We start from the raw sequence: 22,425 nt of genomic DNA, 5'->3' as shown, positions 1-22,425 counted from the left end.
TTAAAATCAAATTCCAATGCTTGGAAAGCGAATCTCCTTAAAATCAAAGAATTGAATCTCACCATTTTCCAGTGTCAATTCAAGTTTTCCCAGGGGATTGATCCCTGAGATTTTCCCATTTACCGTCCCGTATTTTGTGTCAAAGGATTGCCATGAGTCCCAGAGAAACAGGTAGCGTAAGTACTCCTGTTTGATGGGCAGTAAGGCATGTTGCCTTAATCGGATATAATTCTGCTCGATCTGAATAATCAAAAGACGGAATATCTCCTCCAAATCAAATTCCGAGCCCGTTAACTTTTTAAGCGAGGTTGCCTGACCGGCTGAAAATACCTCCTGATTGATATTTAACCCAATACCTACTACAGCATACTCCCAGCCTTTGGTGCCCAGAATATTCTCGATTAATATGCCACCAATTTTCCCAAACCCAGGCACCACCAGATCATTGGGCCATTTCACTTGAATATCGGAAACATATTCTTCGAAAATCTTTCGTATGGCATTTGAAATAGCCATATTGAGGTAAAATTGTTCCGTCAGATCCAAAAAATCTGGCTTCAATACCAGGGAAAAGGTTAAATTTTTCCCGGCTTGGGTTTCCCATGCATTACCCCGCTGTCCCTTTCCCCGGATTTGATCAGCGCAAACGACAATGGTTCCTTCCATAGCCTGTTTTTCCCTGACTAATCGGAGCGCAATGTCATTGCTTGAGTGACAGACTGGCAGGAAATGTATATCTTTTCCTAAAAAAATGGTGTTGGCAAGAATTTTATACATAACTATTGAGTTTGCCTAATAGCGAATAGTTTATTTAGGCTTTGCAAAATTAAACGAATAATATGACAGCAGAAGAGCTGAGCAAAATCATTGTAAAAGGAATGGAGGAAAAAAAAGCCTCCGATATTGTAGTCATGGACTTAAGAAAGATCAAAAATTCAGTAGCTGATTTTTTTGTAATTTGTTCTGGAAACTCAGACACCCAAATGGAATCTATCTCAGATTCAATAGAAGAGCAAGTAGTAAAAGCCGGGGAATCCCTCCCCTATAGAAAAGAAGGAAAAAGCGGCAAACAATGGATACTCATGGACTATGTCGATGTGGTTGCCCATATTTTTCTTAAGGAGAAAAGACACTATTACGGTTTGGAAGAACTCTGGGGCGATGCAAAAATGGTCCAAGTCAATTAATTTCCACAAACTTTCAGGCCACCTGGCCGTTTGAACATAAGTTTATAGAATTATCAAAAATAGATGAGCGAGAACACGAATAATAAAGGCAAAAAATTTGTCCCAAAACCACCGCAAAAGCCAGGCTTCCAATTTTGGCTAATTATAGCGGCCATCTTGGTTTTGATTGGACTTACTTGGATTCAGCAGCGGGGATCCATGGTAGACATTACTCAGAGGCGATTTGAAGACATGTATCGCTCAGGCGATATCGCCAAAGTCATGATTGTAAAAAACATGGACCGGGTCGATGTCACCCTCAAGCCCTCAGCACTTTCTAAAGAAAAATATAGAGCCGAGTTGGAAGCAAATTCCAGTTTCTTCAATCCCAATGGGCCACATTATTCCCTACAGGTGGCTTCCTCGGATAAGTTTGCCACCGATTTTGATGCTTTGGAAGAACAGGTGGAAGCAGATCAACGGATAGGCTACTCAGTCACAACCGAAGAGAATTGGAGCAGTTGGTTTGGTAGCTTTGGCTTCTTGATCTTGCTTTTTGTATTCTTCTGGTTTATGATGCGAAGAATGGCAGGGCCTTCTGGACCCGGTGGTCAAATATTCAATGTAGGCAAATCCAAAGCGCAGCTTTTTGATGCTGAAAATAAGGTGAAAATCACCTTTGACAATGTGGCTGGATTAGATGAAGCCAAGGAGGAAATTCAAGAGATTGTTGAATTTTTAAAAAATCCTTCCAAATTCACAAAGCTTGGGGGTAAAATCCCTAAAGGTGCCTTATTGGTAGGACCTCCGGGAACCGGTAAAACCCTATTGGCAAAAGCAGTGGCTGGAGAGGCAGGCGTCCCTTTCTTTACGTTATCCGGTTCGGATTTCGTTGAAATGTTTGTCGGTGTGGGAGCAGCACGAGTTCGAGATTTGTTTAAGCAAGCCAAAGAAAAAGCACCCTGTATCATCTTTATTGACGAGATAGACGCCATTGGTAGATCTAGAGGAAAAGGCCAAATGCCCGGCTCGAACGACGAACGGGAAAATACGCTAAATTCGCTTTTGGTGGAGATGGATGGCTTCGGCACAGACACCGGGGTGATTGTTCTTGCCGCAACCAACCGACCCGATGTGTTGGACAGCGCCTTGTTGAGACCCGGTCGATTTGATCGTCAGATATCCATCGACAAGCCGGATATCGTGGGCAGAGAAGCCATTTTCAAAGTTCACCTCAAGCCGATTAAAATCAGTGAGGATGTTGATCCCAAAAAATTAGCAGCCCAGACTCCGGGATTTGCAGGTGCCGAGATTGCAAACGTCTGTAATGAGGCTGCATTAATTGCTGCGCGTAGAAACAAAACTGCAGTCGATATGCAGGATTTCCAGGATGCAGTCGATCGGGTGATCGGTGGATTGGAAAAGAAGAATAAAATCATCTCTCCTGAGGAGAAGAAAATTGTAGCGTATCATGAGGCAGGTCATGCGGTAGCCGGTTGGTTCCTGGAGCACGCAGATCCTTTGGTCAAAGTAAGTATTGTACCGCGTGGAGTGGCTGCTTTAGGCTATGCTCAATACCTTCCTAAGGAACAATTCCTCTATCAAACCGAACAGCTCATCGATGAAATGTGCATGACCTTAGGCGGTAGAGCGGCCGAAGAAATCATCTTTGGAAAAATTTCTACCGGAGCGCTTTCCGATTTGGAGCGCATTACCAAACTGGCCTATTCCATCGTATCGGTTTACGGGATGAATGAAAAGCTGGGGAACATCTCTTTTTACGAGAGTAAAAGCGATGGATACAAGATGACCAAACCTTACTCAGAGGCTACTGCCGAACTGATCGATCAAGAGGTTCATAAGTTAATTGAGTTTGCCTACAAGCGAACCCTTGACCTGCTGAAAGACAAAAGAGAGGAATTGGAGATCTTGGCCAAAGAGTTATTGGAAAAGGAAATCTTATTCCAGTCTGACTTGGAAAAGTTAATAGGGAAAAGACCTTTTGAAAAAGAGACCACCTACCAAGCCTTTACCAATAAGAAAGATAAAGTTAAGCCCAACTTGGAACCGGAAGCGACTCTTCCTGCTCCCGATTCCCGAGACAAAGAAAGCTCAAAGCCGGATGCGGAGGTTCAAGAGGAATCCATTTCGGCGATAGACCCTGAGCCCAAAACAGAAAAATAGCAATAAAAAGCCTCGAAGATTCGGGGCTTTTTTATTTTTGTAGCGTCCCTTATCTTTCAGCATGCCAACCGATCCCCATAATTTCTCATTGAACGGAAAAAAACTGTTTTTTGCCTCTGACTTTCACCTGGGAGCGCCTGATCGTTCGGAAAGCAAAATTAGAGAACAAAAAATCATCCGTTGGCTTGATGAAATTCAGCAGGAAGCCGCCGCCATTTTTCTAGTCGGAGATATTTTTGATTTTTGGTTTGAATACCGGGAAGTCATCCCCAAAGGTTTTATCCCCTTTATATCAAAAATTCACGAACTCAGAACCAAACAAATCCCTATTTTATTTTTCACGGGGAATCATGATCTCTGGATGAAAGACTATTTTACCCAAGAATTGGACATCCCCATTTACCACCATCCCATTGAGTTGATGGTTGAAAACAAACGAATTTTAGTCGGTCACGGCGATGGTTTGGGCCCTGGGGATTCGATGTATAAAGTATTGAAAAAAGTCTTTACCAATCCGCTCGCACAGTGGGTTTTTCGATGGGTTCATCCCGACTTGGGCATTCGCTTGGCTAAAGCCTGGTCCGGTAAAAGCCGCATTACCAATCTCAAAAAGGGCGAGGATCATTTTTTGGGAGAAGATGAATGGCTTTGGCAATATTGCAAAGAGCTAGAGGAAAAAAAACACCATGACTATTACATTTTTGGCCATCGGCATCTGCCTTTGCAAATCCCCATCCATCCCCATTCGGTCTATTTCAATTTGGGGGAATGGGTGAATCAATGTACTTTCCTGGAGTTTGACGGAAAGCAGGCTAAACTTAAACCCTTCCGAGGATGAGCTTGCTAAGAATTCTCCCGGTACTCCTTTTGGGCTATTGGGAATCTTCGGCCCAATCCACCTTGGAATCCTCCCCCATTGCCACCCTAAGCATTCCGGATTTTGACCTGCTTTCCTTTGACAATCGAGATCAATTATACCTCTCGACCCTGCAAGGAGATTTATATCTGTTTGATGAAAATGGAAATCAAACCAATTATTTTTCGCCTCCACAGCAAGGCAAATTACAACAACTCGAAGCAGCATGGACCGTCACTATTTTTAGCTTTTCAGAAGTTCGGCAGGAATTTCGAATCTTAGACCGGTTTTTAAACCCACTATCCGAAGGCCGATATCCTTTTCCTCAAATCAATCTAGCCAAAGCTTCTACTCTGGGAAATGGAACCATTATTTGGGTCTGGGATGAATCCGATTTTAGTCTAAAGCGGATGGATTACCGAAGAAAGGTTGTCCTGGATCAACAGCCTCTTAACTTGATTTTGACTACCGAAAACCTGGAAATCAAAGAGATCCGTGAAATCAAAAATCGGCTCTTTGTCAATACGGAAAGCAGCGGGGTTTTTGTCTTTGACAATCAAGCCAATTTTTTGGAAAAAATCCCTGTCCCCAGTTTTGACCGGATTTGTTACTATCAGGACCAATTGCTTTGGGTCGAAGACCAAACGATTCAATCCTATCATATTCCCAGCCGGCAAACCAGGACCTTGCTGAGTTTGGATCAAACCGAAGTTCGGCAAGTCCAATTTGGTCAAGAAAGAATGGCACTGATCTTCCAGGACCGAATCGAACTTTATGCCATTCCCCATGCCATACAAAATAGGTACTAAAAAACCCGATCTGAATTCAATCTCCAGAACGGGTTTCGAAGAATTTGATCAAAAATCTTAACCGATTTTGACCAGCTCAATGTCAAAAATCAGATCTTTCCCTGCCAACTGATGATTGGCATCCAAGGTAATTTTTTCCTCGTCCATATTGGTCACCGTCACAGGCATCGGTTGGCCGTTTCCACCTTGAAGGGTAAGTTGCATTCCGATTTCTGGGGTAATATTCTCAGGTACCTGAGTTAAAGGGACATCAATCATCATATCATCTCTTCGCTCACCATACGCTTCTGCAGCAGGAATGGTCACTGTTTTTTTATCGCCAACAGCCATACCGTGTACTGCTGTATCAAAGCCTTGAATCATTTGTCCCCCACCCAAGGTAAATCCGAGTGGTTCGCGCTGAATAGAGGAGTCAAATACGCTTCCGTCTTCCAATTTTCCCGTGTAGTGTACTTGTACGTTATCACCTTTTTTTGCTTGCATGATAATTATTCTTTTTTGATTAAAGAACAAAGATACAAATTATATACGGGGCAGGAAAATCAACAAAATGTCCGATATAATGTCCGATATTGATGTAATTACGTACAAAATCGGACAGTCAATTCCTCAAAATGCCCTAATTATCGTAAATTGGCGCTTGGCATCATTTTTCACATAACCAAGACTGAACAAGACCATCATGGAAAACCAAGATTTAGGAAAAATCCTCATCATTGACGACAACGAAGATTTGCTTTTTGCAGCAAAAATGCTTCTAAAAAAGCACGCCAAGGAAGTGATGATTGAAAAGGACCCCCGTAGAATCCCTTTTTTGATCAATAACAATAATTACGATGTGATCCTTTTGGACATGAATTTTCGGGAAGACACGACCTCGGGCAAAGAAGGTTTTTACTGGCTTAATCAAATCAAAGAAATCGATCCCAAAGCAGTCGTTATTTTGATCACTGCCTTTGGAGATGTGGAAATGGCCGTACAGGCACTCAAAGAAGGAGCAACAGATTTTATCCTCAAACCCTGGCAAAATGAAAAGCTTATCGCTACGCTTTCAGCTGCCATCAAGCTGAAGGAAAGCTACAATGAGGTGGACAAACTGCAAAAGAAACAAAAACAGCTTCAGTCCGACTTGAAAAAACCTTACACCGATATTATCGGGAATTCCGCTTCGATGAAGAATATTTTTTCCATTATTGATAAAGTTGCTCAGACCGATGCGAATATCCTGATCCTTGGAGAAAACGGGACGGGAAAAGAACTTATCGCCCGAGCGATACACGAGCGATCCCTTCGTAAAGATGAAATCTTTGTAGGGGTGGATATGGGATCAATTACAGAGACCTTATTTGAGTCGGAGCTATTCGGGCATAAGCGGGGTGCGTTTACCGATGCCAAAGATGACCGTGCCGGACGATTTGAAATTGCCGACAAGGGAACACTTTTTTTAGATGAAATTGGAAATCTTTCCATGCCGCTGCAATCCAAACTTCTGACGGTCCTCCAAAAACGGGAGGTTACCCGGATCGGTACCAATAAAGCTATTCCGGTTGATATCCGCTTAATCTGCGCAACCAACATGCACGTGCATGAGATGGTAATGGAAAACACCTTCCGACAGGATTTGCTTTATCGAATCAATACCGTAGAAATATTCCTTCCCCCACTCCGGGAGCGGCAAGATGACATCCCGACCTTGGCCAATCACTTTTTGAAGCAATACTCCCAAAAATATCGCAAAAATTTCATTGGGTTTCGCCCGGCGGCTATGGACCTTTTGCAACGCTACACTTGGCCTGGAAATATTCGAGAGCTGCAGCATGCCATTGAGCGGGCAATCATCATGGCAGATGGTGATGAATTAGATTCAAGAGATTTCTTTTTTCTTTCGGCCAAGCCAGCCTCTGAAAAAGCACCTGCATCCAATACCTTGAATCTCGATGATATGGAGCGAAGTACCATTCAGCGGGCCATTGACAAAAACGGGGGAAATATTTCCAAAGCTGCCAAAGAACTTGGATTGACAAGAGCTTCGCTTTATCGAAGATTGGAAAAATATGGACTATAAAGTTGGGCTATTGGGACGAATCGTCCTGCTTGCCGTCTCACTTTTCTTTTTATCCTACACTATGATTGATGATTGGGGAGTCTTTATGACTTCCCTTTTCATCATTTTGGTGATTTTTCAAGTGATTTTATTGGTTCGCTATTCGGAAAGTTCCTTCAAAAAAGTCCGAACTTTTCTTGATAACATCAAACAGGATAAATATTCCCAAGTCTATCCCGTCAAATTTGATGGGACAGAAACGGATGATCTCCATATCGAATTCAATGCTATACTGGCAAAACTAAAAGAAGATCAAGCTGAAAAAGAGGCCAACTACCAATATTTTCGATCGGTATTTAAGCATCTCAGCATTGGCTTGTTGACCTATGGAGAAAACGGGGATATCCAGATTTTTAATGTGGCAGCCAAGCGGATTCTCAATGTGGATGAGCTGAAGAATATTTCAGAAATCGAAAACATCAATAAAGAGCTGCACTTAGCCATCCAAAATTTGAGAACGGGCGGAAGTGAATTGATAAAAATCGCCCATCCCGATGGCATTATGCAGCTTTCGGTTTATGTCATCGAGCTGGTGATGCGGGGAGAAAAATTCAAACTGGTTTCCCTCCAAAATATTCAGTCCGAACTCGAGGAGAAAGAGATGGAGGCTTGGCAAAATTTGGTCAAAATCCTGACCCACGAAATCATGAATTCCATCGCTCCAATTTCTTCATTGGCCGGCACGCTCAAGGGTGAACTGGAGGACCGAATGGAAAACAACCAAGCGCTGAGTCCCTCTGACATGGAAGACTGCATGATGGGAATCAGCACGATCGAAAAGCGAAGTGAGGGCCTGATTAGCTTTGTTTCCGATTTCCGGAGTCTGGCACATATTCCGGCCCCCAAATTTAGTAGTATTCGGATCTCAGGACTCTTTGAGCAATTGGAAATCCTACTCCATAATCAAATTGATGCGGGCCATATCAAAGTGATCAAAGAGCTCGAACCAGAAGAGTTAATTCTGTTTGGGGATCAAACTCAAATAGAACAGGTTTTGATCAACCTAACCCAAAATGCCATTCAGGCCTTGGAAGATTCGGATCAAAAAATCATCCGTCTTCGAGCCTACATTGATGAGGCAGGAAAAATAATCATCGAAGTCTGTGATACAGGAAAAGGCATCGAAGAAGAAGCCCTCAGCAAGATTTTTATTCCGTTTTTTACCACCAAGAAAAAAGGCTCCGGAATCGGACTCAGCTTATCCAAGCAAATCATGCGTCGTCACAAAGGGAATATTCAAGTAAAATCAATTCAAGGAGAAGGAACGACTTTTAAACTAATCTTTAATGGATAAGAACCCCCGGTACAAGGAATAGCCTGAAATTTTGGACTTTCTATTTTTGCTCTACCAGGCTTTAGGTCCATTTTCTTTCCAGAAAGAATATTTCCTTTTCTTGGCACCCGGTCGGTGTTGGTTCAACTTGTTTTTTTTCGTACTCTAAAAAACGCCTTCCTGGCCGACTGATCCCGATTATTGGGTCTACCCAGCTTTCTGACCAGTTAGATTCCAAATGCATTCGATCTTATCCTGAGCGTTACCTACCCCCAGCAGTTCGCTATATTGGACTGGGGTTGGGCTCGGGCTACTGGAACAGGTTTTTAATTTTCTTCTATTGGAAACTCCGATCAGGGAAACTCATGCTTAACCTGAAGGGCATTCCTGGAAGGATTCCGATGGGTAGGCTAAAGAAATTTTAACAGGAAAACTGATTCCAAAGATCAAATAGCGCTAATTTAACCCATCCATCGCATCCATTCTTGCGTTAAAAACCTGAATATCCTATCTAACCTGATCCACCTATGAAGTTTCTATTTAGCGTTCTGGTGTTGACTTTTGGAGTAATCCTATTCGGTTTTTCTCAAGAACCGGAAAAACAAAAACTGAGTATCCAAGATTTGAAAAAATTCAAACCCCGACAAAAGGATAGTATCAGGGCTTTAGATTTGAGCAAAAAGGGCTCTTTTTTAATAGATTCGGCAGCTAACCTTAGCCCTAAACGTCTTTTTCTGGATCGAGAAATGGATGCTACACCCTGGCCAAGCCCAAAAGCTGAAATGCCCATTTACCGATTTCCGGATACTCAACCAACCCTGCCGATCAAGAGATTTGAGGATTCTATCCAGTATACTCTTCGAATAAAAGAATTCAACTAGCTGGATCTTGCTTGGTTTGCCTTGAGCTCATCCACTGAGATGGACAGGGAAATCTCTTTGCTATTCGCCTTATTAAGAAAAAAAACCTTTAATTCCGGAAAATCCAGAATCAAAGGTTTTACATCTTGTTCTCCTCCTGATTCGAGTGCCCCCTATTTGTCCTGAGGTTTATCCCTCATCATCTCTATCATATCTACCGGTGGTGGGGTATGGTCTCCCAAAAGATGACGAACGAAATAATCGCCCATTTTCCAGAAGAAATACTCGGCCATCGGACCATATCCATGGCGCTGTCCGGGCAATAGCACAAATTCAAATCGCTTTCCTGCTTGAATCAATGCTTCTGCCATTCGGATGGTACCCGCCGGATGCACATTATTGTCCACATCACCAGTGGAAAGCATCAGGTGCCCTTTCAGGTTTTTGGCCAAATCTGGATTTTTCTCGATTTGATAGACGAATGTGGTATCCCCCTTGGGAGTAATGCGCTCCTGAACCCCGTGATGCTTCTCAGACCACCAGCGGTTGTAGATGTTGTTTTCATGATTTCCGGCAGAGGAAACAGCAACTTTAAACACCTCAGGGTAAACCAGCAGGGCAGCTGTAGACATAAACCCTCCACCAGAATGTCCGTGAATCCCGACTTTATTTCGATCAATGAAATCGTAGCGATCGGCCAATTGATCCACCGCAGCTTTTTTATCCGCTAACCCGTAATCTCTCAAATCTCCATAACCATAGTTGTGGTACCATTTGGAACGGGCGGGATGCCCACCCCGGTTCCCCAAGGTCACCACCACAAATCCAAACTGAGCCAAGCGGTCTGTCCGGTCAAAGGATCGGCCAAAGGACTTGTTTACCGCTTCTGTTTGGGGACCAGGATAGACGTATTGGATCAGTGGATAGGTTCGTGTAGAGTCAAAATCAAAAGGCTTATACATGACCCCATACAAATCTGTAATTCCATCATCGGCCTTGAATTTGAACGGCTCAGGAAATTGATAGCCTGCGGCAAAAAGCTGACTCAAATCCGCCGTTTCCAAATCCATGACCTTGGTTCCATTTCTATCCCGAAGCACAGAAACCGGAGTCGTATTTACCCGGGAATACGTGTCCACAAAGTAGGAAGCCTTGTCATTGATATCGATGTCATGATTGAAATCACCGGCATTGAGCAAGCTCACTGCCCCCCCATCCAGACTGACGCTGTATAAATGTTCGTAGTAGGGATCTTCGTCTTTTTCTCGCCCATTGGCAACAAAATAGACCTTACGATTCCGCTCATCCACGCGTGCCACCCCACCCACATGAAAAGGTCCAGAGGTAAGCTGTCGCTTTATGGAGCCATCTTTTCCGTAGAGGTAAAGGTGTCCCCAGCCATCTCGTTCAGACCACCAGATCAATTCATCGTCGAGAAGTTCCAGTTTGGTAAATTCGATGTAAGTATTGGATCGCTCCTGGATTACCACCTCTTTTTCTTGGGTGGTAATATTCCATCGAACCACATCCACTCGCTTCAGGTCTCGGCTGGTAATGGCAAAATAAAATTCATCTAAATCGCCTAGCCAGGTAGCTGGACGAAAATCATCATCTCGGGTACTTGCCGCCGGAGTCGTGGACCAAAGGGAAACGGTTTGATCCTTAAATGTGGCGATCGGTAATTTAGTTAACTCCATCTGGTCAAAAGAAAAATGCAACAACTCGGTTTGTGGCTGCTCTTTTTCTCCAGGCATGGCGTATTTGTAAGTTTCCAAAGTGGGACGCGGATCACGCGTATGATGAATTACCCAAAGGTCTTTTACTGCGCGCTGATCCGTGCGCGTGAACACAAATTGTTTGGAATCTGAACTCCAAAGTACCCCCACTCGCTTTCGATCGTCTTTCTCCTTTTCTTCTTCAACATTGTCATTTCCTCTACCTCCCCATCCATATTCGTAATCTTTTTCACCATCCTGGGTCAATTGGTTTTCCACGATTGTAGAATCCTTTTCATCCGCTACTGCTTTCAAAAAGTTCTCTTTGTCCATCCAGTAGAGGTTGTAGTTTTTGGCATAGACTACTTTGGAGGAATCTGGGGAAATGTTTGCCCAAGAAAGCCGCTTGGGATCCTTCTCGGTTTCGATTTCGGTTAAGGTTTGAGTAGAAATATTCCATAGGAAGGTATGAACCTTTTTTTCTAAGGAATCCTTTGCGTTTTTATTCTTCTCCTTGATTTCTTCCCAGTCTGATTTTAGGACATCGGCCGTACTTTTTACCTTGAAGCGAATGGTGTTTTCATCATCCATCAGTTTCAAGTCATCCAGTTTCAAATGCTGTCCATCAAATGGATCTTTGACGGCCTTGGTAATTTCTGCGGCAAGTTTATCCCGATCAAAAAGCTCAGTTTTCGTCTTTCGAACCGGATCGACTACATACCAATTTTTCCCATTACTGGTTTCGTATTCATACCAAAAACGATCAGATTTTTTCATCCAATGCGGATTCACACTGGTCGAAAAGATCATTTTGCGCACTTTCTCAGGCGAAAATCTCGCCGCCAACTCATAATTTCCTTTGTACACCGGCTCTTGCGCTTGCACTTGGGCCAAGGTAAAAAAGAGGGCAATTACACCAATTATTCTCTGCATATTCTTAGGAGTTTATATTCAGGCTTCTAAACTAAAGCCCAGGCCAAAATGTAGCTTTACCGCTTGCGTAAAATTCCAACATCGGCAATTTTCGGATTATTTTTTTTTGATCGGTGGGATTTTTCATCCCCCCTTAACACCAGCTTCACAATCACCAAAGTTTATTTGGAAAACATAGCAAATAATTAACAAACTAAACATCACATATTTAAATAGCCCATCTAACTTTCGAGCAAAACAAAAATAGGTTGAAAACACATTTCAAAACTATCATCGTCTCTGACATCCATTTGGGAACTAAAGGGTCCAAGTCCAAAGAAATCGTTCGCTTTCTCAAACAATATCGTTGTGAAAACCTGATCTTAAACGGGGATATCATCGATGGCTGGCAACTGAAAAAATCCGGAACATGGAAGCGTAAGCATACCCGCTTTTTCAATCGGGTGATCAAAATGATCGATAATCAAAAGACTAAGGTCTATTACCTGAGAGGAAATCACGATGATTTTTTGGATCAAATTCTTCCGCTTCAAATCGGTAATCTTTCCATTCAAACCGATATGATTTATGAAAGTGCCGGAAAAAAATATTTTATTACACATGGTGATGTTTTTGACAGCATCACTACCAATCTGCGCTGGATTGCCTACTTAGGAGACGTAGGTTATACCTTTTTACTCTGGCTCAACCGGATAGTCAACCATTATCGGTTCAAGCAGGGGTTGCCTTATTTTTCACTTTCCCAATACGTCAAAAGCAAAGTCAAGTCGGCCGTATCCTATGTCGATCAATATGAAACTGAACTAGCAAAAATGGCAAAAGCCAAAGGTTGCGATGGGATTATCTGCGGCCATATTCATAAAGCTGAAAAACGAATCATCGATGGGGTAGAATACATGAATTCTGGGGACTGGGTTGAAACCATGTCTGCTTTGGCAGAAGATCATGAGGGAAATTGGCAATTGATTTATTACAGTGAAATTGATTTTAAATCGATCCGAGACCATCAGATAGGAAGCTTTTTTACAGGAGAAGACAATACCGTCATCCCCATCCGACAGGTTTCCTTTACGCCCCCCTCTGAGGACTTGAACCCTCCATCTTTTCGATAATCATGCGGTTTTTATTCATCGTACAAGGCGAAGGCCGAGGGCATATGACCCAGGCGATTTCCTTTGCTCAGCTGCTGAGCTCTCAGGGACATGATTTGGTAGCGGTAATGGTAGGTAAAAGTAAGCGGAGGGAAATCCCTGCTTTTTTTGAGCGCGAAATCAAGGCTCCCATCCGTTTAGTGGAAAGCCCTAACTTTGAATGTGATGGCTCTGAGAAAACCATTTTACTGGGAAAGACTCTCCGGAAAAATTTCCTCCGGGTAGGTACATTCCGAAAGAGCCTCCAAACCATCCATCAACTTGTTACTGAAACCCAGCCGGATGTCATTTTAAATTTCTATGATTTGCTGGGAGGCCTGTATAATTTTTTCTTTCGCCCCAAAGCACAATTCTGGGTCATTGGCCACCAATACATGATTTGGCATCCTGATTTTCGGTTTGCACCCCATCGAAGGTTGGAGAAAATTCTTTTTCAACTCAATACCAAACTGACCGGCTTGGGTGCCGATGAGGTTTTGGGACTTTCATTTTTACGCCCAGAAAAATACGCCTCCCGCGTTCGGGTTGTTCCTCCACTCTTGAGAGCCGAGGTAAAAAAGCTACCTGTCAGTGAAGGTGACTTTTACCTAGCCTACATGGTCAATCCAGGATATGGTAAGGAAATTATCGACTACGCCAAATCCCATCCCAACACTAAAATCAAGGCCTACTGGGACAAAAAGGATGCTGCAGATCGCGAAAGCCCCTTACCTAATTTGACGTTTTATCGGGTCAATGACAAAGGTTTTTTAGAAGACATGGCTGCTTGTCGGGGCTTAATTTGTACCGCGGGATTTGAATCGGTCTGCGAAGCCCTGTATCTGGGCAAGCGGATTCTAGTCATCCCTGTGGCCGGTCAATACGAACAGGCTTGCAATGCGCTGGAGGTTTTACATGCACACATCGGTAAAACAGCCCATCACTTTGATTTTTTCCAATTGGAATCTTCAGACCTTCAACAGAAAGATCTATCACTGGATTTTCGAAATTGGGCCAACGCATGGCATCCTATCCTGGAGAATTTACTTACCCCCACACTGAATCAAAAAGCTACGCCAACTTCTCAATGGAGTTTGACCTAAGGAGTTGATCCAGCCGCGCAAGAAAATCAACATTCGGCTAAGCCCTTAGCGGTTCGAGAGGGAATCGAAGGAGAAGACGGGGCTTTTACTCGCTTCTTCTGGGCAAAATCCAATGCCCAATAGGCATTTTGAACTCGGGTATATTCTTCCAAAAAAGAGGCTCTTTTCGGGGAGTTTTCGATCAAACTGTGCTGCAATTCATTTTTTTTGAACTCATAGCTGAGCAGCATCTTTTGATAAATATCCAAGAGTCCGGCGGTGGTTTGATCTTGAGCTTTTAAAGCCTTATGGGCGGGAGGAGCGGGAGGCAATTGCTTTTTTTCCTCCTCTGTCAGATCCTCTTTTCGCTTGAAATAATACGTCTCCCCCTTTTTCAATCGGATAAATGGCGCAAAAGGATGCTCAGGCCGGGTGGTAAGCTTTTTGTCCTCTGCCTGCAAACGGAAAAACTTCCCGCCCAAATCCAAAAACAGCTCCATCAGCTCCTCTTGCTCCGAACTTGTCTTATCGATGAAATGAACCCCTGCGCTTAATTTTTCTTGATACGCTTTGAGTTCCTTTTGATACAGGGAAACGGGATTTGTATTGACTGAGAAACTTTGATTTTCAGGTTTATCCACCGGGAGGGTTACCGTTCCGCGAAGAGGCTTGGTTTTCCAGTCTGAAAAATCGCCGAAAGCTTGTTCAAAACCTGCTAGGGTATACAAATGCACTTGATGATTTTGGGGAAAGCGCTCCGAACGGGCATTGTCATGGACAAAACTGGAAAAGTAATGCACAATTTTATCTCGAGAAATTTCATTCAGTTTTGAATTTTCGATCACCGCACCATCCAGCCAAAGAGCAAATTCACCCCCATCTTTCCAGCTTTCCAATAGGTCCGCCGTTGGGGCTTTCGGTTCGATTTTCCCGGGAGCCTCGGGTAATTTTTCTTGGAGCTTTTCAGGAAGCTCATCGTAACTCATTTCTTCCAATTCCCCATCAGGGTATTTGAGAATGAATTTGGTTTGGCTATAATAAATCGACTTGGTCATTTTTTGAAGATTCGGACCATAAACGAGCTGGGAACTTAGGGAGGAATTCTTTTCGCGCGTTTCTCTCTTTGAATCATCCATTAGTCGAATTCTTCGGATTTCATGATTTACGAAAATAGCCTGGGCTTTTGCCACATTCCCGGTGGAGTTGCCCTTCAAGACCACCATCTTTATCTTCACTTCCCGGTCAGGGAGCCGGTCCAGCCATTGATCTAATGCTGAAAGTTCCTGACCCTGCTGAGGTTCTTGCCCCGGTCGATAAATCTTTCCAGTTGGATCCAAATAAAACGTTAAATCATAGGCTTGCTCAGTCTCCTCATTGCCAGAGGAAAAAATGTGTACCTCACTCGTTCTTTTATCGGATTGGGCAATTACCTTTTCACTAAATCCATAATAAATCAAAGCCAAAATTGGAACTAAAGCGATAAGTTTCCAGGCCACCTGAAGGGGTTTACTTTTCTTAGTCATCATTTGAATGCGTTTTTTGGTAAGGGAATAATTTAGGGTACTGACCAAGGCGGAAGGAGTCCCAGACTGGGCCAAGCGGATTAATTCATAGGGATACTCGGTATTTTGGGTTCGTTGAATGGCGGAGCGATCGGCAATAAATTCATGATTGAGCCGAATGGCATGTCGGAGCCAATACAATCCGGGATGAAACCAAAATGGGATCAACAGCAGCTCGACAAAAATTAAATCCCAACTGTGTTTCTCCCTTACATGAACCCGTTCATGCTCAAAGACCGCATCTGATATCCCCTCACGTTCAAAGGCTTCTTTTGAAACAAAAATGTACTTCAAAAAGGAATAGGGAAGCGTGTTTTCCGGAAGTAAAATCAGGGTCTGTCCCCGGTAATTGACTTGAATGTGAGCATGGATTTTAGAAATAAGCAACCGAATATTTCGCAAGAATCGAATGCCAAAAATGATCGCGACAACTACATAAATTCCAAAAACCAGCTTGGCCCCTTCCCAGGGGGAAGAGACTTCGGCTTTACTGCTTCGACTAATTTCTGTGGGTGAATCGACTTTAGGAACCGGCAAATTTTCAGTTTGGAAAAACTCCTGCTCAGCAGGTTGGGCGGGCAAAGGGGAAGACACCTCGATTTGATTGAGTGGAACCAAAAAAGACAAGAGCACGGCAGCCAAAAGGTAAAACCGATTAAAGCGATGCAAAACTTCCTGCTGTAAAAAGAGGCGATGAACCCCTAAAAACAGCACCAGGCAAGCGATAGATTTGAGCAGGTATTCCATTATTTATTTTTTAATTGTTCATCAATTAGCGCCTTAAGTGCCTTTAGTTCCTGTGCTGACATTTCTGTTCTTTTGGTGAAAAAAGAAGCAAACTGCGCAGGGGAATCGTCAAAAAAGTTTTTGATCAAGCCTTTTAGATGCGTGGAGAAATACTGCTCTTTGCTGACCAAAGGAAAATATTCCCGCATATTTTTCACCAAGGTATACCCTACAAAATTTTTATCCTGCATCCGCTTCAGTAGCGTGGAAACGGTGGTCGGAGCCGGCTTGGGTTCTTGATATTGTTCGAGTAAATCTTTCATGAAAGCCCGCTTGAGATTCCAGAGATAATTCATCAATTCTTCTTCTGATTTGGATAGCATGGAGTAGATTTTAATTTGTTCTCTACAAATGTAGAATAGTTTTCCTATTCTACAAATGTAGAATTGAAAAAAACCTAATCGAATTCGTTAGAGTTAATAGCCAGAATATTCTAATTTCGCCTCTGCTCAAAAGCGAGAAAACCTATATGTTAGCTGAATACCTACGATTAAAAGAAGATAAGGAGCAAAAGAAGCATTGGAAAAAGTGGGGACCATACCTCACCGAGCGACAGTGGGGAACGGTCCGGGAAGACTACAGCCCTGATGGGGCCGCTTGGGAAAATGTGACCCATGACGATGCGCGCAGTAAAGCCTATCGTTGGGGTGAAGAAGGGATCGGAGGCATCTCGGACTACAAGCAAAAAATCTGTCTAGCCTGGGCATTTTGGAATGGTAAGGATCCCTTCATCAAAGAACGACTTTTTGGGCTTACGGGTAATCAAGGCAACCATGGCGAAGACGTCAAGGAAATCTATTATTACTTAGACTCCACGCCGAGCCATTCCTACATGAAGATGCTCTATAAGTATCCTCAGGCTGAATTCCCTTATGAAGAATTGCTGGAAGAGACCAAGCGCAGGGGGAAAACAGATCCAGAATATGAATTGATCGACACGGGTATTTTTGATCAGGATCGGTACTTTGACATTTTCATCGAATACGCCAAACATGATGCAGAGGATATCATTGGTATGGCTACTGTTCACAATCGAGGCCCAGAGGAGGCAACGATCTGGGTGATGCCCACCATTTGGTTTCGAAAAACTTGGTTTACCGGACATGAGCCTTTTATGCCCAAGCTAAGTTTAAAGCGTTCCAATCAAATCAAGATTTTCAGCCCCAAGTCAGGCAATTTTAATCTGACCTTCGATGGAAATCCAGACATTCGTTTTTGTGACAATGAGACTAACCGAGAAAAACTCTATACTATTCCCAATGAGCGCCCCTACACCAAGGACGGGATCAATGATTTTATCATTCACGGCAATGACAATCGCCTCAACCCTTCTTTTTATGGAACTAAAGCCGCTGCGATTTACGAATTAAAAATTCCTGCTGGGGAAAGTAGACAGGTAAAATTCAGACTTCAACGTCAAGACGAGCCCAACCCGTTGGAAATCTGCGAGGATTGCCTCAAGCAACGAAAAAAAGAGGCTGACCAATTTTATGAACAGTTGCAGGAACGAGTGAGCGATCCTGACTTAAAGAACATTCAGCGTCAAGCCTATGCGGGGATGATGTGGTCCAAACAGTTTTATTATTACGATGTGGAACGGTGGCTGGAAGGTGATCCTGGACGATACGTCCCCCCGGTAGAGCGAAAAAAAGGCAGAAATGGGAATTGGCGCCATCTCCAAAATTATGACATCATTTCCATGCCAGACAAATGGGAATATCCTTGGTATGCAGCTTGGGACTTGGCTTTTCATTGTATTCCCATCGCACGCATAGACCCGGAATTTGCCAAAGAGCAATTGCTTCTTTTGCTCAATGAATGGTACATGCACCCCAATGGCCAGATACCGGCTTACGAGTGGAATTTCTCCGATGTAAACCCTCCGGTCCATGCTTATGCCGTTCAACGGGTTTACCAGATTGACAAAAAAGCAAATAAAGGCAAAGGCGATCAGGAATTTCTGGAGCGGGCCATGCATAAATTGATGCTCAACTTTACCTGGTGGGTGAACCAAAAAGACTCTGATGGAAAAAATATTTTTGAAGGTGGGTTCCTAGGCCTAGACAATATTTCACTGTTTGATCGGAGTCACGCTCAGCATTATCAGGGAAAATTAGAACAGGCTGATGCGACATCTTGGATGGCGATGTTTTCACTCAATTTGCTGAGAATATCCCTTGACCTCTGTGAATTCAACAAAACTTACCAATTTACCGCAACGAAATTCCTGGAGCATTTCCTTTACATTGCCGGGGCAATGAGCAACATTTCCTCAGAACACATTTCCCTTTGGGATGATGAGGATGACTTCTTCTACGACGTTTTTCACGTCAAGGGTAAGGAACCCAAAAAAATGAAAGTTCGATCCATCGTGGGCTTGATCCCCATGTTTGCTGTCGAGCCAATCCGTGAAGACCTTTTTGATGAGTTGCCTGAATTCAAAAAGAGACTGGATTTTTTTATGCGTGAAAAGCCAAAATTGGCGGCTTTGGTTTCAAGTTGGGCACAACCCGGTCAGGACAAACGCCGGCTTTTCTCGTTGTTGCGCGGACATCGGATGAAAAGTGTGCTTTACAAAATGCTGGATTCAGAAGAGTTTTTGAGTGAATTTGGGATTCGCTCCCTATCAAAATTCCATCTGAATCATCCCTATACCATGAAAATCAATGGAGACACCTTTTCGGTCAAATATACCCCTGGGGAATCAGATACTCGCATGTTTGGAGGAAACAGCAACTGGCGGGGACCGATCTGGTTTCCCATCAATTATTTGATTATTGAATCTCTGAAGAAATTTGATTTCTATTATGGGGGAAATTTCTCCATTGAGTATCCCACAGGCTCCGGTAATTTCATGACCATGGATCTAATCGCCAAAGAATTGTCTCTGAGGTGCATGAAAATCTTCATGCGTGATGAGCAAGGGAATAGACCTGTTTTCGGAACTTATTCTAAGTTTCAAACAGATCCCCATTTCAAAGATTACATTTTATTTTATGAATATTTCCATGGGGACAGTGGCAAAGGGCTCGGTGCCTCTCATCAGACTGGATGGACAGGTTTGGTGTCGGAGATGATTCATAAATATTACAAGGAAAAAGAATTTTCGGATCATGCCCCTTCTCCCCTTTTTAGAAGCTAATCGCCTCGAAGCTGGATGTGATGAAGTAGGCCGTGGTTGTTTAGCCGGCCCTGTGGTAGGTGCTGCGGTAATTTTACCCGATACCTACCATAATCCCTGGATCAATGATTCGAAGAAGCTTAAAAAGCAGGAAAGAGAACAGTTGGTCGCCGAAATCAAAGCACATGCCCTCTCCTGGGCGATAGCGGAAGCCTCTGTTGAAGAAATTGACCGAATCAACATACTCAACGCCTCATTTCTGGCCATGGAACGAGCCGTAGAGCAGTTGAAAATCAAACCAGAACACCTCCTCATTGACGGAAACCGCTGGAGGTCAAAGCTGGAGATCGGCTATACCTGTGTGATCAAAGGAGATGGAAAAATGGCCAGCATCGCGGCAGCTTCAATTCTGGCCAAAGTATATCGAGATCAATTGATGGAGGGACTGGCCTTGGAATACCCCCATTATGGTTGGGAGCGAAATGTGGGATACCCCACTCCGGCCCATCGGGAGGGAATTCGAAAAAATGGACCTACCAAATGGCATCGAACAAGTTTTCAGCTCCTTCCCAACCCATTAAATTTAGATATTTAATCGAGCTTATTCCTCCGGCTTTACCCAAGGTTTAAACACAAGTTTCCCCAAAACTCCACTTTCTGTGATCGGTTCCAAAACCAATTGGTCCTCGGTCAGCTCTATAATTTTGGCTTTTCGAGTTTGATTCTCTTCGTAAATATGAAGCACCTGCTGCTCATCCACCTTAAATGTCACCCGCTTTTGCACCACTCCCTTTTGGCCATAATCAGTAAAAACTAGGGAATCCTTTTCCATGAATTCGTAGACGGTATTTTCCAGCCTATGGGCTATTCGGTATTCCATGTCCTCTTTCGCAGTCGCCGGAGCATTCAAATAGCGCGGGGACTGCCGGATTCGCTCAATGCCATCAAAATAAACCAACTGCCATTTCCCTAATAGCTCAGGATTATCAATGATCGGCGCTGTCCCAAGGAGATGAAAGCTCAGAAAAATAGAAACGATTAGATTCATGCAAATCAACGGGCAATTTTATTGCCAAACACCCTAGATACCCATAAAAATTCAAGGAGATATTTTCACTTGCAAAAAAGGAAGCCACTCTCCTGCATGACGCTCTGCATAATCTGCCAGAAAAAATGACAAGGATGGCCTAAATGGGTGAGTGCGAAGCAGCATGCCGGCCTGCTCAGGGGTTTTGTCTCCTTTGTTGACATTGCAACGATTACAGGCAGTGACCAGATTGGTCCAAGATGTTTTCCCTCCTTTGGATCGAGGCACGACATGGTCAATGGTCAAATGCCGCTTGCTTCCGCAATATTGGCACTCCCCATTGTCTCTTCGAAACAGGTTGTTTCGATTGAGCAAAACGCCTTTGTAGGGGATATTCTTGTATTCGTTCAGACAAATTACCGCAGGATATTCAAAACTTCTGCTGACTGTTCGGATTTCCAAAAGCTCATAGGTAGACAGCACATTTGCCTTATCAAGCAAAGTCAGCACGATGGCTTTCTGCGGAGAGACTACCCCAATCGGTGAATGATCCATGTTTAAGACAAGCACTCGTTTTTCCATAATTATCCATTAAAAAACCGTTCTGACTTCCAAAACCTCTTGTTTATTTCGATTGTTTGTCATTTTTCTCAGCCATTCATCCAGATCAAGGCGACGCATTCTGTCATCCATTTGCAGTACTTCCTCCATTCCCAGATAAATGGCCAGGCGATTTTTTTGTTCCCCGGATTGAGGGCAAATCAGGATATCTCCAGGCTGACAATCCGCAAATCGAATCAATCTTCCCGGAAGATGACCTGCATGCCAAGCATATCCTGCGATTTGAAAAATCAAGGCAAAACCCAACAAGTGATCAAGCCCAAAAATACTCCTTCCGCCGGATTGCCAGGGGGCATTGATAAATGTCATGGCAATCTGGATCAGCTCATCCCGCTTAGCCCGATGCGCATGACTGCGAGTCTGCCCCGTAAATCCGATGTGATCCTGCCAATTAAATAACTCCAAATCCGAAAAATGGAGCCGACTGCCTGGTAAAAGATACAACTGGGTACCATTGTACTCAATTGCCGAAATCGGGCTAATCACCACCTGAAAATCCTCATTGAGGTAATGTTGATAATCCTCCTGAGTGATTTCTTTCAGAGATTTAGCCGAAATCCATCCACCAATCCTGGAATCCTCCTGAAAAATCCTATACCATGACCGGTCTGAACATACCGCCAGCACCTGATAACACTCCCCAAAAAGCAATTGGGTCAACAGGGCGGACTCTACCGTTGGCTTTTTATAGACCGGTAAAATGGTTTGCCTACAGATTCCATATCCATCACTTAAGGGCCATTCGCTGAAGTTCTCTTTTGGCATCTTTTTCTTTCAAATCCTGTCTTTTGTCGTGTGTTTTCTTACCCCGACCTAAGGCAATTTCCATTTTTGCCTTACCTCGGTCATTGATAAATATACGAACTGGAATGATAGTAAGACCCTTTTCGGCAGACTTAGTTTCGAGTTTTTCGAGTTCTCTTTTGTTTAAAAGTAATTTTCGGTCACGAACCGCCTCATGATTGTAGCTTGCGGCCATGGAATAGGGAGCGATGTGCATTTGCCTCACGTACAACTCCCCATCCAAAAAAATACAAAAAGACTCGGTCAAGGAAACTTTCCCCTCACGGATGGATTTAATTTCGGTCCCTTTCAAGACCATTCCACACACGTAGGTATCAATAAATTCAAACTGAAAGCTTGCCTTTTTATTCTTGATATTGATGATTTTATCGAATTTGGTGGTCTTTGACATG

General features: G+C 43.5%; 20 protein-coding genes. 11 read left to right on the top strand and 9 right to left on the bottom strand.

Annotated features, from left to right (window positions below; translation table 11 throughout):
• Positions 1–6 precede the first annotated feature (6 nt).
• Entirely contained in the window at positions 7–777 is a 771-nt protein-coding gene (locus tag Q0L00_RS01630; RefSeq protein WP_297335114.1) for a biotin--[acetyl-CoA-carboxylase] ligase, read from the bottom strand.
• Positions 778–839: 62 nt separating this feature from the next.
• Here Q0L00_RS01630 and rsfS point away from each other — a divergent pair, with 62 nt between their 5' ends.
• The 4 genes from rsfS to Q0L00_RS01610 all read left to right on the top strand — a co-directional run bounded on the left by rsfS (position 840) and on the right by Q0L00_RS01610 (position 5,015).
• Entirely contained in the window at positions 840–1,187 is a 348-nt protein-coding gene (rsfS, locus tag Q0L00_RS01625; RefSeq protein ID WP_297335113.1) for a ribosome silencing factor, read from the top strand.
• A gap of 63 nt (positions 1,188–1,250) precedes the next feature.
• Positions 1,251–3,350 (top strand): ATP-dependent zinc metalloprotease FtsH, encoded by a 2,100-nt coding sequence (gene ftsH, locus Q0L00_RS01620; RefSeq protein WP_297335112.1) that lies wholly within the window; start codon positions 1,251–1,253, stop codon positions 3,348–3,350.
• A gap of 61 nt (positions 3,351–3,411) precedes the next feature.
• Positions 3,412–4,188, top strand: a complete 777-nt coding sequence (locus tag Q0L00_RS01615) for a UDP-2,3-diacylglucosamine diphosphatase (protein WP_297335111.1) — start codon at positions 3,412–3,414, stop codon at positions 4,186–4,188.
• Positions 4,185–5,015: a hypothetical protein gene (locus tag Q0L00_RS01610; protein ID WP_297335110.1), complete on the top strand. Its 831-nt coding sequence runs from the start codon at positions 4,185–4,187 to the stop codon at positions 5,013–5,015. Before Q0L00_RS01615 ends, Q0L00_RS01610 begins: the two co-directional genes overlap by 4 nt.
• Before the next feature lie 57 nt (positions 5,016–5,072).
• Here Q0L00_RS01610 and Q0L00_RS01605 read toward each other — a convergent pair whose 3' ends face one another.
• A complete protein-coding gene (locus Q0L00_RS01605) occupies positions 5,073–5,501 on the bottom strand; it encodes a peptidylprolyl isomerase (RefSeq protein ID WP_297335170.1) in 429 nt (142 codons plus the stop codon).
• A gap of 196 nt (positions 5,502–5,697) precedes the next feature.
• Between Q0L00_RS01605 and Q0L00_RS01600 the strand changes: the two genes are divergently transcribed.
• The 3 genes from Q0L00_RS01600 (at position 5,698) to Q0L00_RS01590 (ending at position 9,273) form a co-directional block, all read left to right on the top strand.
• Positions 5,698–7,080, top strand: a complete 1,383-nt coding sequence (locus Q0L00_RS01600) for a sigma-54 dependent transcriptional regulator (RefSeq protein WP_297335109.1) — start codon at positions 5,698–5,700, stop codon at positions 7,078–7,080.
• Positions 7,070–8,413, top strand: coding sequence for an ATP-binding protein (locus Q0L00_RS01595; RefSeq protein ID WP_297335108.1), 1,344 nt, complete (start codon positions 7,070–7,072; stop codon positions 8,411–8,413). The genes Q0L00_RS01600 and Q0L00_RS01595 overlap by 11 nt, the downstream gene beginning before the upstream one ends.
• Before the next feature lie 506 nt (positions 8,414–8,919).
• On the top strand, positions 8,920–9,273 hold the full coding sequence (locus Q0L00_RS01590) for a hypothetical protein (protein ID WP_297335107.1): 354 nt from the start codon (positions 8,920–8,922) through the stop codon (positions 9,271–9,273).
• 152 nt (positions 9,274–9,425) lie between these two features.
• Here Q0L00_RS01590 and Q0L00_RS01585 read toward each other — a convergent pair whose 3' ends face one another.
• Entirely contained in the window at positions 9,426–11,900 is a 2,475-nt protein-coding gene (locus tag Q0L00_RS01585; RefSeq protein ID WP_297335106.1) for a DPP IV N-terminal domain-containing protein, read from the bottom strand.
• 248 nt (positions 11,901–12,148) lie between these two features.
• Between Q0L00_RS01585 and Q0L00_RS01580 the strand changes: the two genes are divergently transcribed.
• Positions 12,149–13,012, top strand: a complete 864-nt coding sequence (locus Q0L00_RS01580) for a UDP-2,3-diacylglucosamine diphosphatase (protein WP_297335105.1) — start codon at positions 12,149–12,151, stop codon at positions 13,010–13,012.
• 2 nt (positions 13,013–13,014) lie between these two features.
• The gene (locus Q0L00_RS01575; protein WP_297335104.1) at positions 13,015–14,133 is read left to right on the top strand and encodes a glycosyltransferase family protein; all 1,119 of its coding nucleotides are present in this window, start codon (positions 13,015–13,017) and stop codon (positions 14,131–14,133) included.
• A gap of 26 nt (positions 14,134–14,159) precedes the next feature.
• Here Q0L00_RS01575 and Q0L00_RS01570 read toward each other — a convergent pair whose 3' ends face one another.
• On the bottom strand, positions 14,160–16,421 hold the full coding sequence (locus Q0L00_RS01570) for a M56 family metallopeptidase (protein ID WP_297335103.1): 2,262 nt from the start codon (positions 16,419–16,421) through the stop codon (positions 14,160–14,162).
• Positions 16,421–16,783, bottom strand: coding sequence for a BlaI/MecI/CopY family transcriptional regulator (locus tag Q0L00_RS01565; RefSeq protein WP_297335102.1), 363 nt, complete (start codon positions 16,781–16,783; stop codon positions 16,421–16,423). The genes Q0L00_RS01570 and Q0L00_RS01565 overlap by 1 nt, the downstream gene beginning before the upstream one ends.
• A 146-nt stretch (positions 16,784–16,929) precedes the next feature.
• Here Q0L00_RS01565 and Q0L00_RS01560 point away from each other — a divergent pair, with 146 nt between their 5' ends.
• Together Q0L00_RS01560 and Q0L00_RS01555 are read left to right on the top strand one after the other, a co-directional pair.
• Positions 16,930–19,602, top strand: a complete 2,673-nt coding sequence (locus tag Q0L00_RS01560; protein ID WP_297335101.1) for a glucosidase — start codon at positions 16,930–16,932, stop codon at positions 19,600–19,602.
• A complete protein-coding gene (locus tag Q0L00_RS01555; RefSeq protein ID WP_297335100.1) occupies positions 19,574–20,176 on the top strand; it encodes a ribonuclease HII in 603 nt (200 codons plus the stop codon). Before Q0L00_RS01560 ends, Q0L00_RS01555 begins: the two co-directional genes overlap by 29 nt.
• 6 nt (positions 20,177–20,182) lie before the next feature.
• Here the strand turns inward: Q0L00_RS01555 and Q0L00_RS01550 are convergent, their stop codons facing one another.
• Genes Q0L00_RS01550 through smpB form a run of 4 tightly spaced genes read right to left on the bottom strand, consistent with a single transcriptional unit; the run spans position 20,183 to position 22,424 of the window.
• Positions 20,183–20,629: a lipocalin family protein gene (locus Q0L00_RS01550; protein ID WP_297335099.1), complete on the bottom strand. Its 447-nt coding sequence runs from the start codon at positions 20,627–20,629 to the stop codon at positions 20,183–20,185.
• 51 nt (positions 20,630–20,680) lie between these two features.
• Complete coding sequence (locus Q0L00_RS01545; RefSeq protein WP_297335098.1) at positions 20,681–21,190, bottom strand: HNH endonuclease; 510 nt, start codon at positions 21,188–21,190, stop codon at positions 20,681–20,683.
• A 9-nt stretch (positions 21,191–21,199) separates the two neighbouring features.
• Positions 21,200–21,994 (bottom strand): SH3 domain-containing protein, encoded by a 795-nt coding sequence (locus tag Q0L00_RS01540; protein WP_297335097.1) that lies wholly within the window; start codon positions 21,992–21,994, stop codon positions 21,200–21,202.
• Positions 21,957–22,424 (bottom strand): SsrA-binding protein, encoded by a 468-nt coding sequence (smpB, locus tag Q0L00_RS01535; RefSeq protein ID WP_297335096.1) that lies wholly within the window; start codon positions 22,422–22,424, stop codon positions 21,957–21,959. Before smpB ends, Q0L00_RS01540 begins: the two co-directional genes overlap by 38 nt.
• Position 22,425: the final 1 nt, after the last annotated feature.

The organism is Algoriphagus sp. (assembly GCF_024305035.1).
Taxonomy (GTDB): Bacteria; Bacteroidota; Bacteroidia; order Cytophagales; family Cyclobacteriaceae; genus Algoriphagus.
This window is presented reverse-complemented; position numbering and strand designations above follow the sequence as displayed.

Bases quoted from the DNA above. Each gene is read 5' to 3' on its own strand.
- Q0L00_RS01600 (WP_297335109.1), top strand. From the start codon at position 5,698: ATGGAAAACCAAGATTTAGGAAAAATCCTCATCATTGACGACAACGAA.
- Q0L00_RS01615 (WP_297335111.1), top strand. From the start codon at position 3,412: ATGCCAACCGATCCCCATAATTTCTCATTGAACGGAAAAAAACTGTTT.
- Q0L00_RS01545 (WP_297335098.1), bottom strand. From the start codon at position 21,190: ATGGAAAAACGAGTGCTTGTCTTAAACATGGATCATTCACCGATTGGG.
- Q0L00_RS01575 (WP_297335104.1), top strand. From the start codon at position 13,015: ATGCGGTTTTTATTCATCGTACAAGGCGAAGGCCGAGGGCATATGACC.
- smpB (WP_297335096.1), bottom strand. From the start codon at position 22,424: ATGTCAAAGACCACCAAATTCGATAAAATCATCAATATCAAGAATAAA.
- Q0L00_RS01555 (WP_297335100.1), top strand. From the start codon at position 19,574: ATGCCCCTTCTCCCCTTTTTAGAAGCTAATCGCCTCGAAGCTGGATGT.
- ftsH (WP_297335112.1), top strand. From the start codon at position 1,251: ATGAGCGAGAACACGAATAATAAAGGCAAAAAATTTGTCCCAAAACCA.
- Q0L00_RS01565 (WP_297335102.1), bottom strand. From the start codon at position 16,783: ATGCTATCCAAATCAGAAGAAGAATTGATGAATTATCTCTGGAATCTC.
- Q0L00_RS01540 (WP_297335097.1), bottom strand. From the start codon at position 21,994: ATGCCAAAAGAGAACTTCAGCGAATGGCCCTTAAGTGATGGATATGGA.
- rsfS (WP_297335113.1), top strand. From the start codon at position 840: ATGACAGCAGAAGAGCTGAGCAAAATCATTGTAAAAGGAATGGAGGAA.
- Q0L00_RS01560 (WP_297335101.1), top strand. From the start codon at position 16,930: ATGTTAGCTGAATACCTACGATTAAAAGAAGATAAGGAGCAAAAGAAG.
- Q0L00_RS01610 (WP_297335110.1), top strand. From the start codon at position 4,185: ATGAGCTTGCTAAGAATTCTCCCGGTACTCCTTTTGGGCTATTGGGAA.
- Q0L00_RS01630 (WP_297335114.1), bottom strand. From the start codon at position 777: ATGTATAAAATTCTTGCCAACACCATTTTTTTAGGAAAAGATATACAT.
- Q0L00_RS01550 (WP_297335099.1), bottom strand. From the start codon at position 20,629: ATGAATCTAATCGTTTCTATTTTTCTGAGCTTTCATCTCCTTGGGACA.
- Q0L00_RS01590 (WP_297335107.1), top strand. From the start codon at position 8,920: ATGAAGTTTCTATTTAGCGTTCTGGTGTTGACTTTTGGAGTAATCCTA.
- Q0L00_RS01585 (WP_297335106.1), bottom strand. From the start codon at position 11,900: ATGCAGAGAATAATTGGTGTAATTGCCCTCTTTTTTACCTTGGCCCAA.
- Q0L00_RS01570 (WP_297335103.1), bottom strand. From the start codon at position 16,421: ATGGAATACCTGCTCAAATCTATCGCTTGCCTGGTGCTGTTTTTAGGG.
- Q0L00_RS01595 (WP_297335108.1), top strand. From the start codon at position 7,070: ATGGACTATAAAGTTGGGCTATTGGGACGAATCGTCCTGCTTGCCGTC.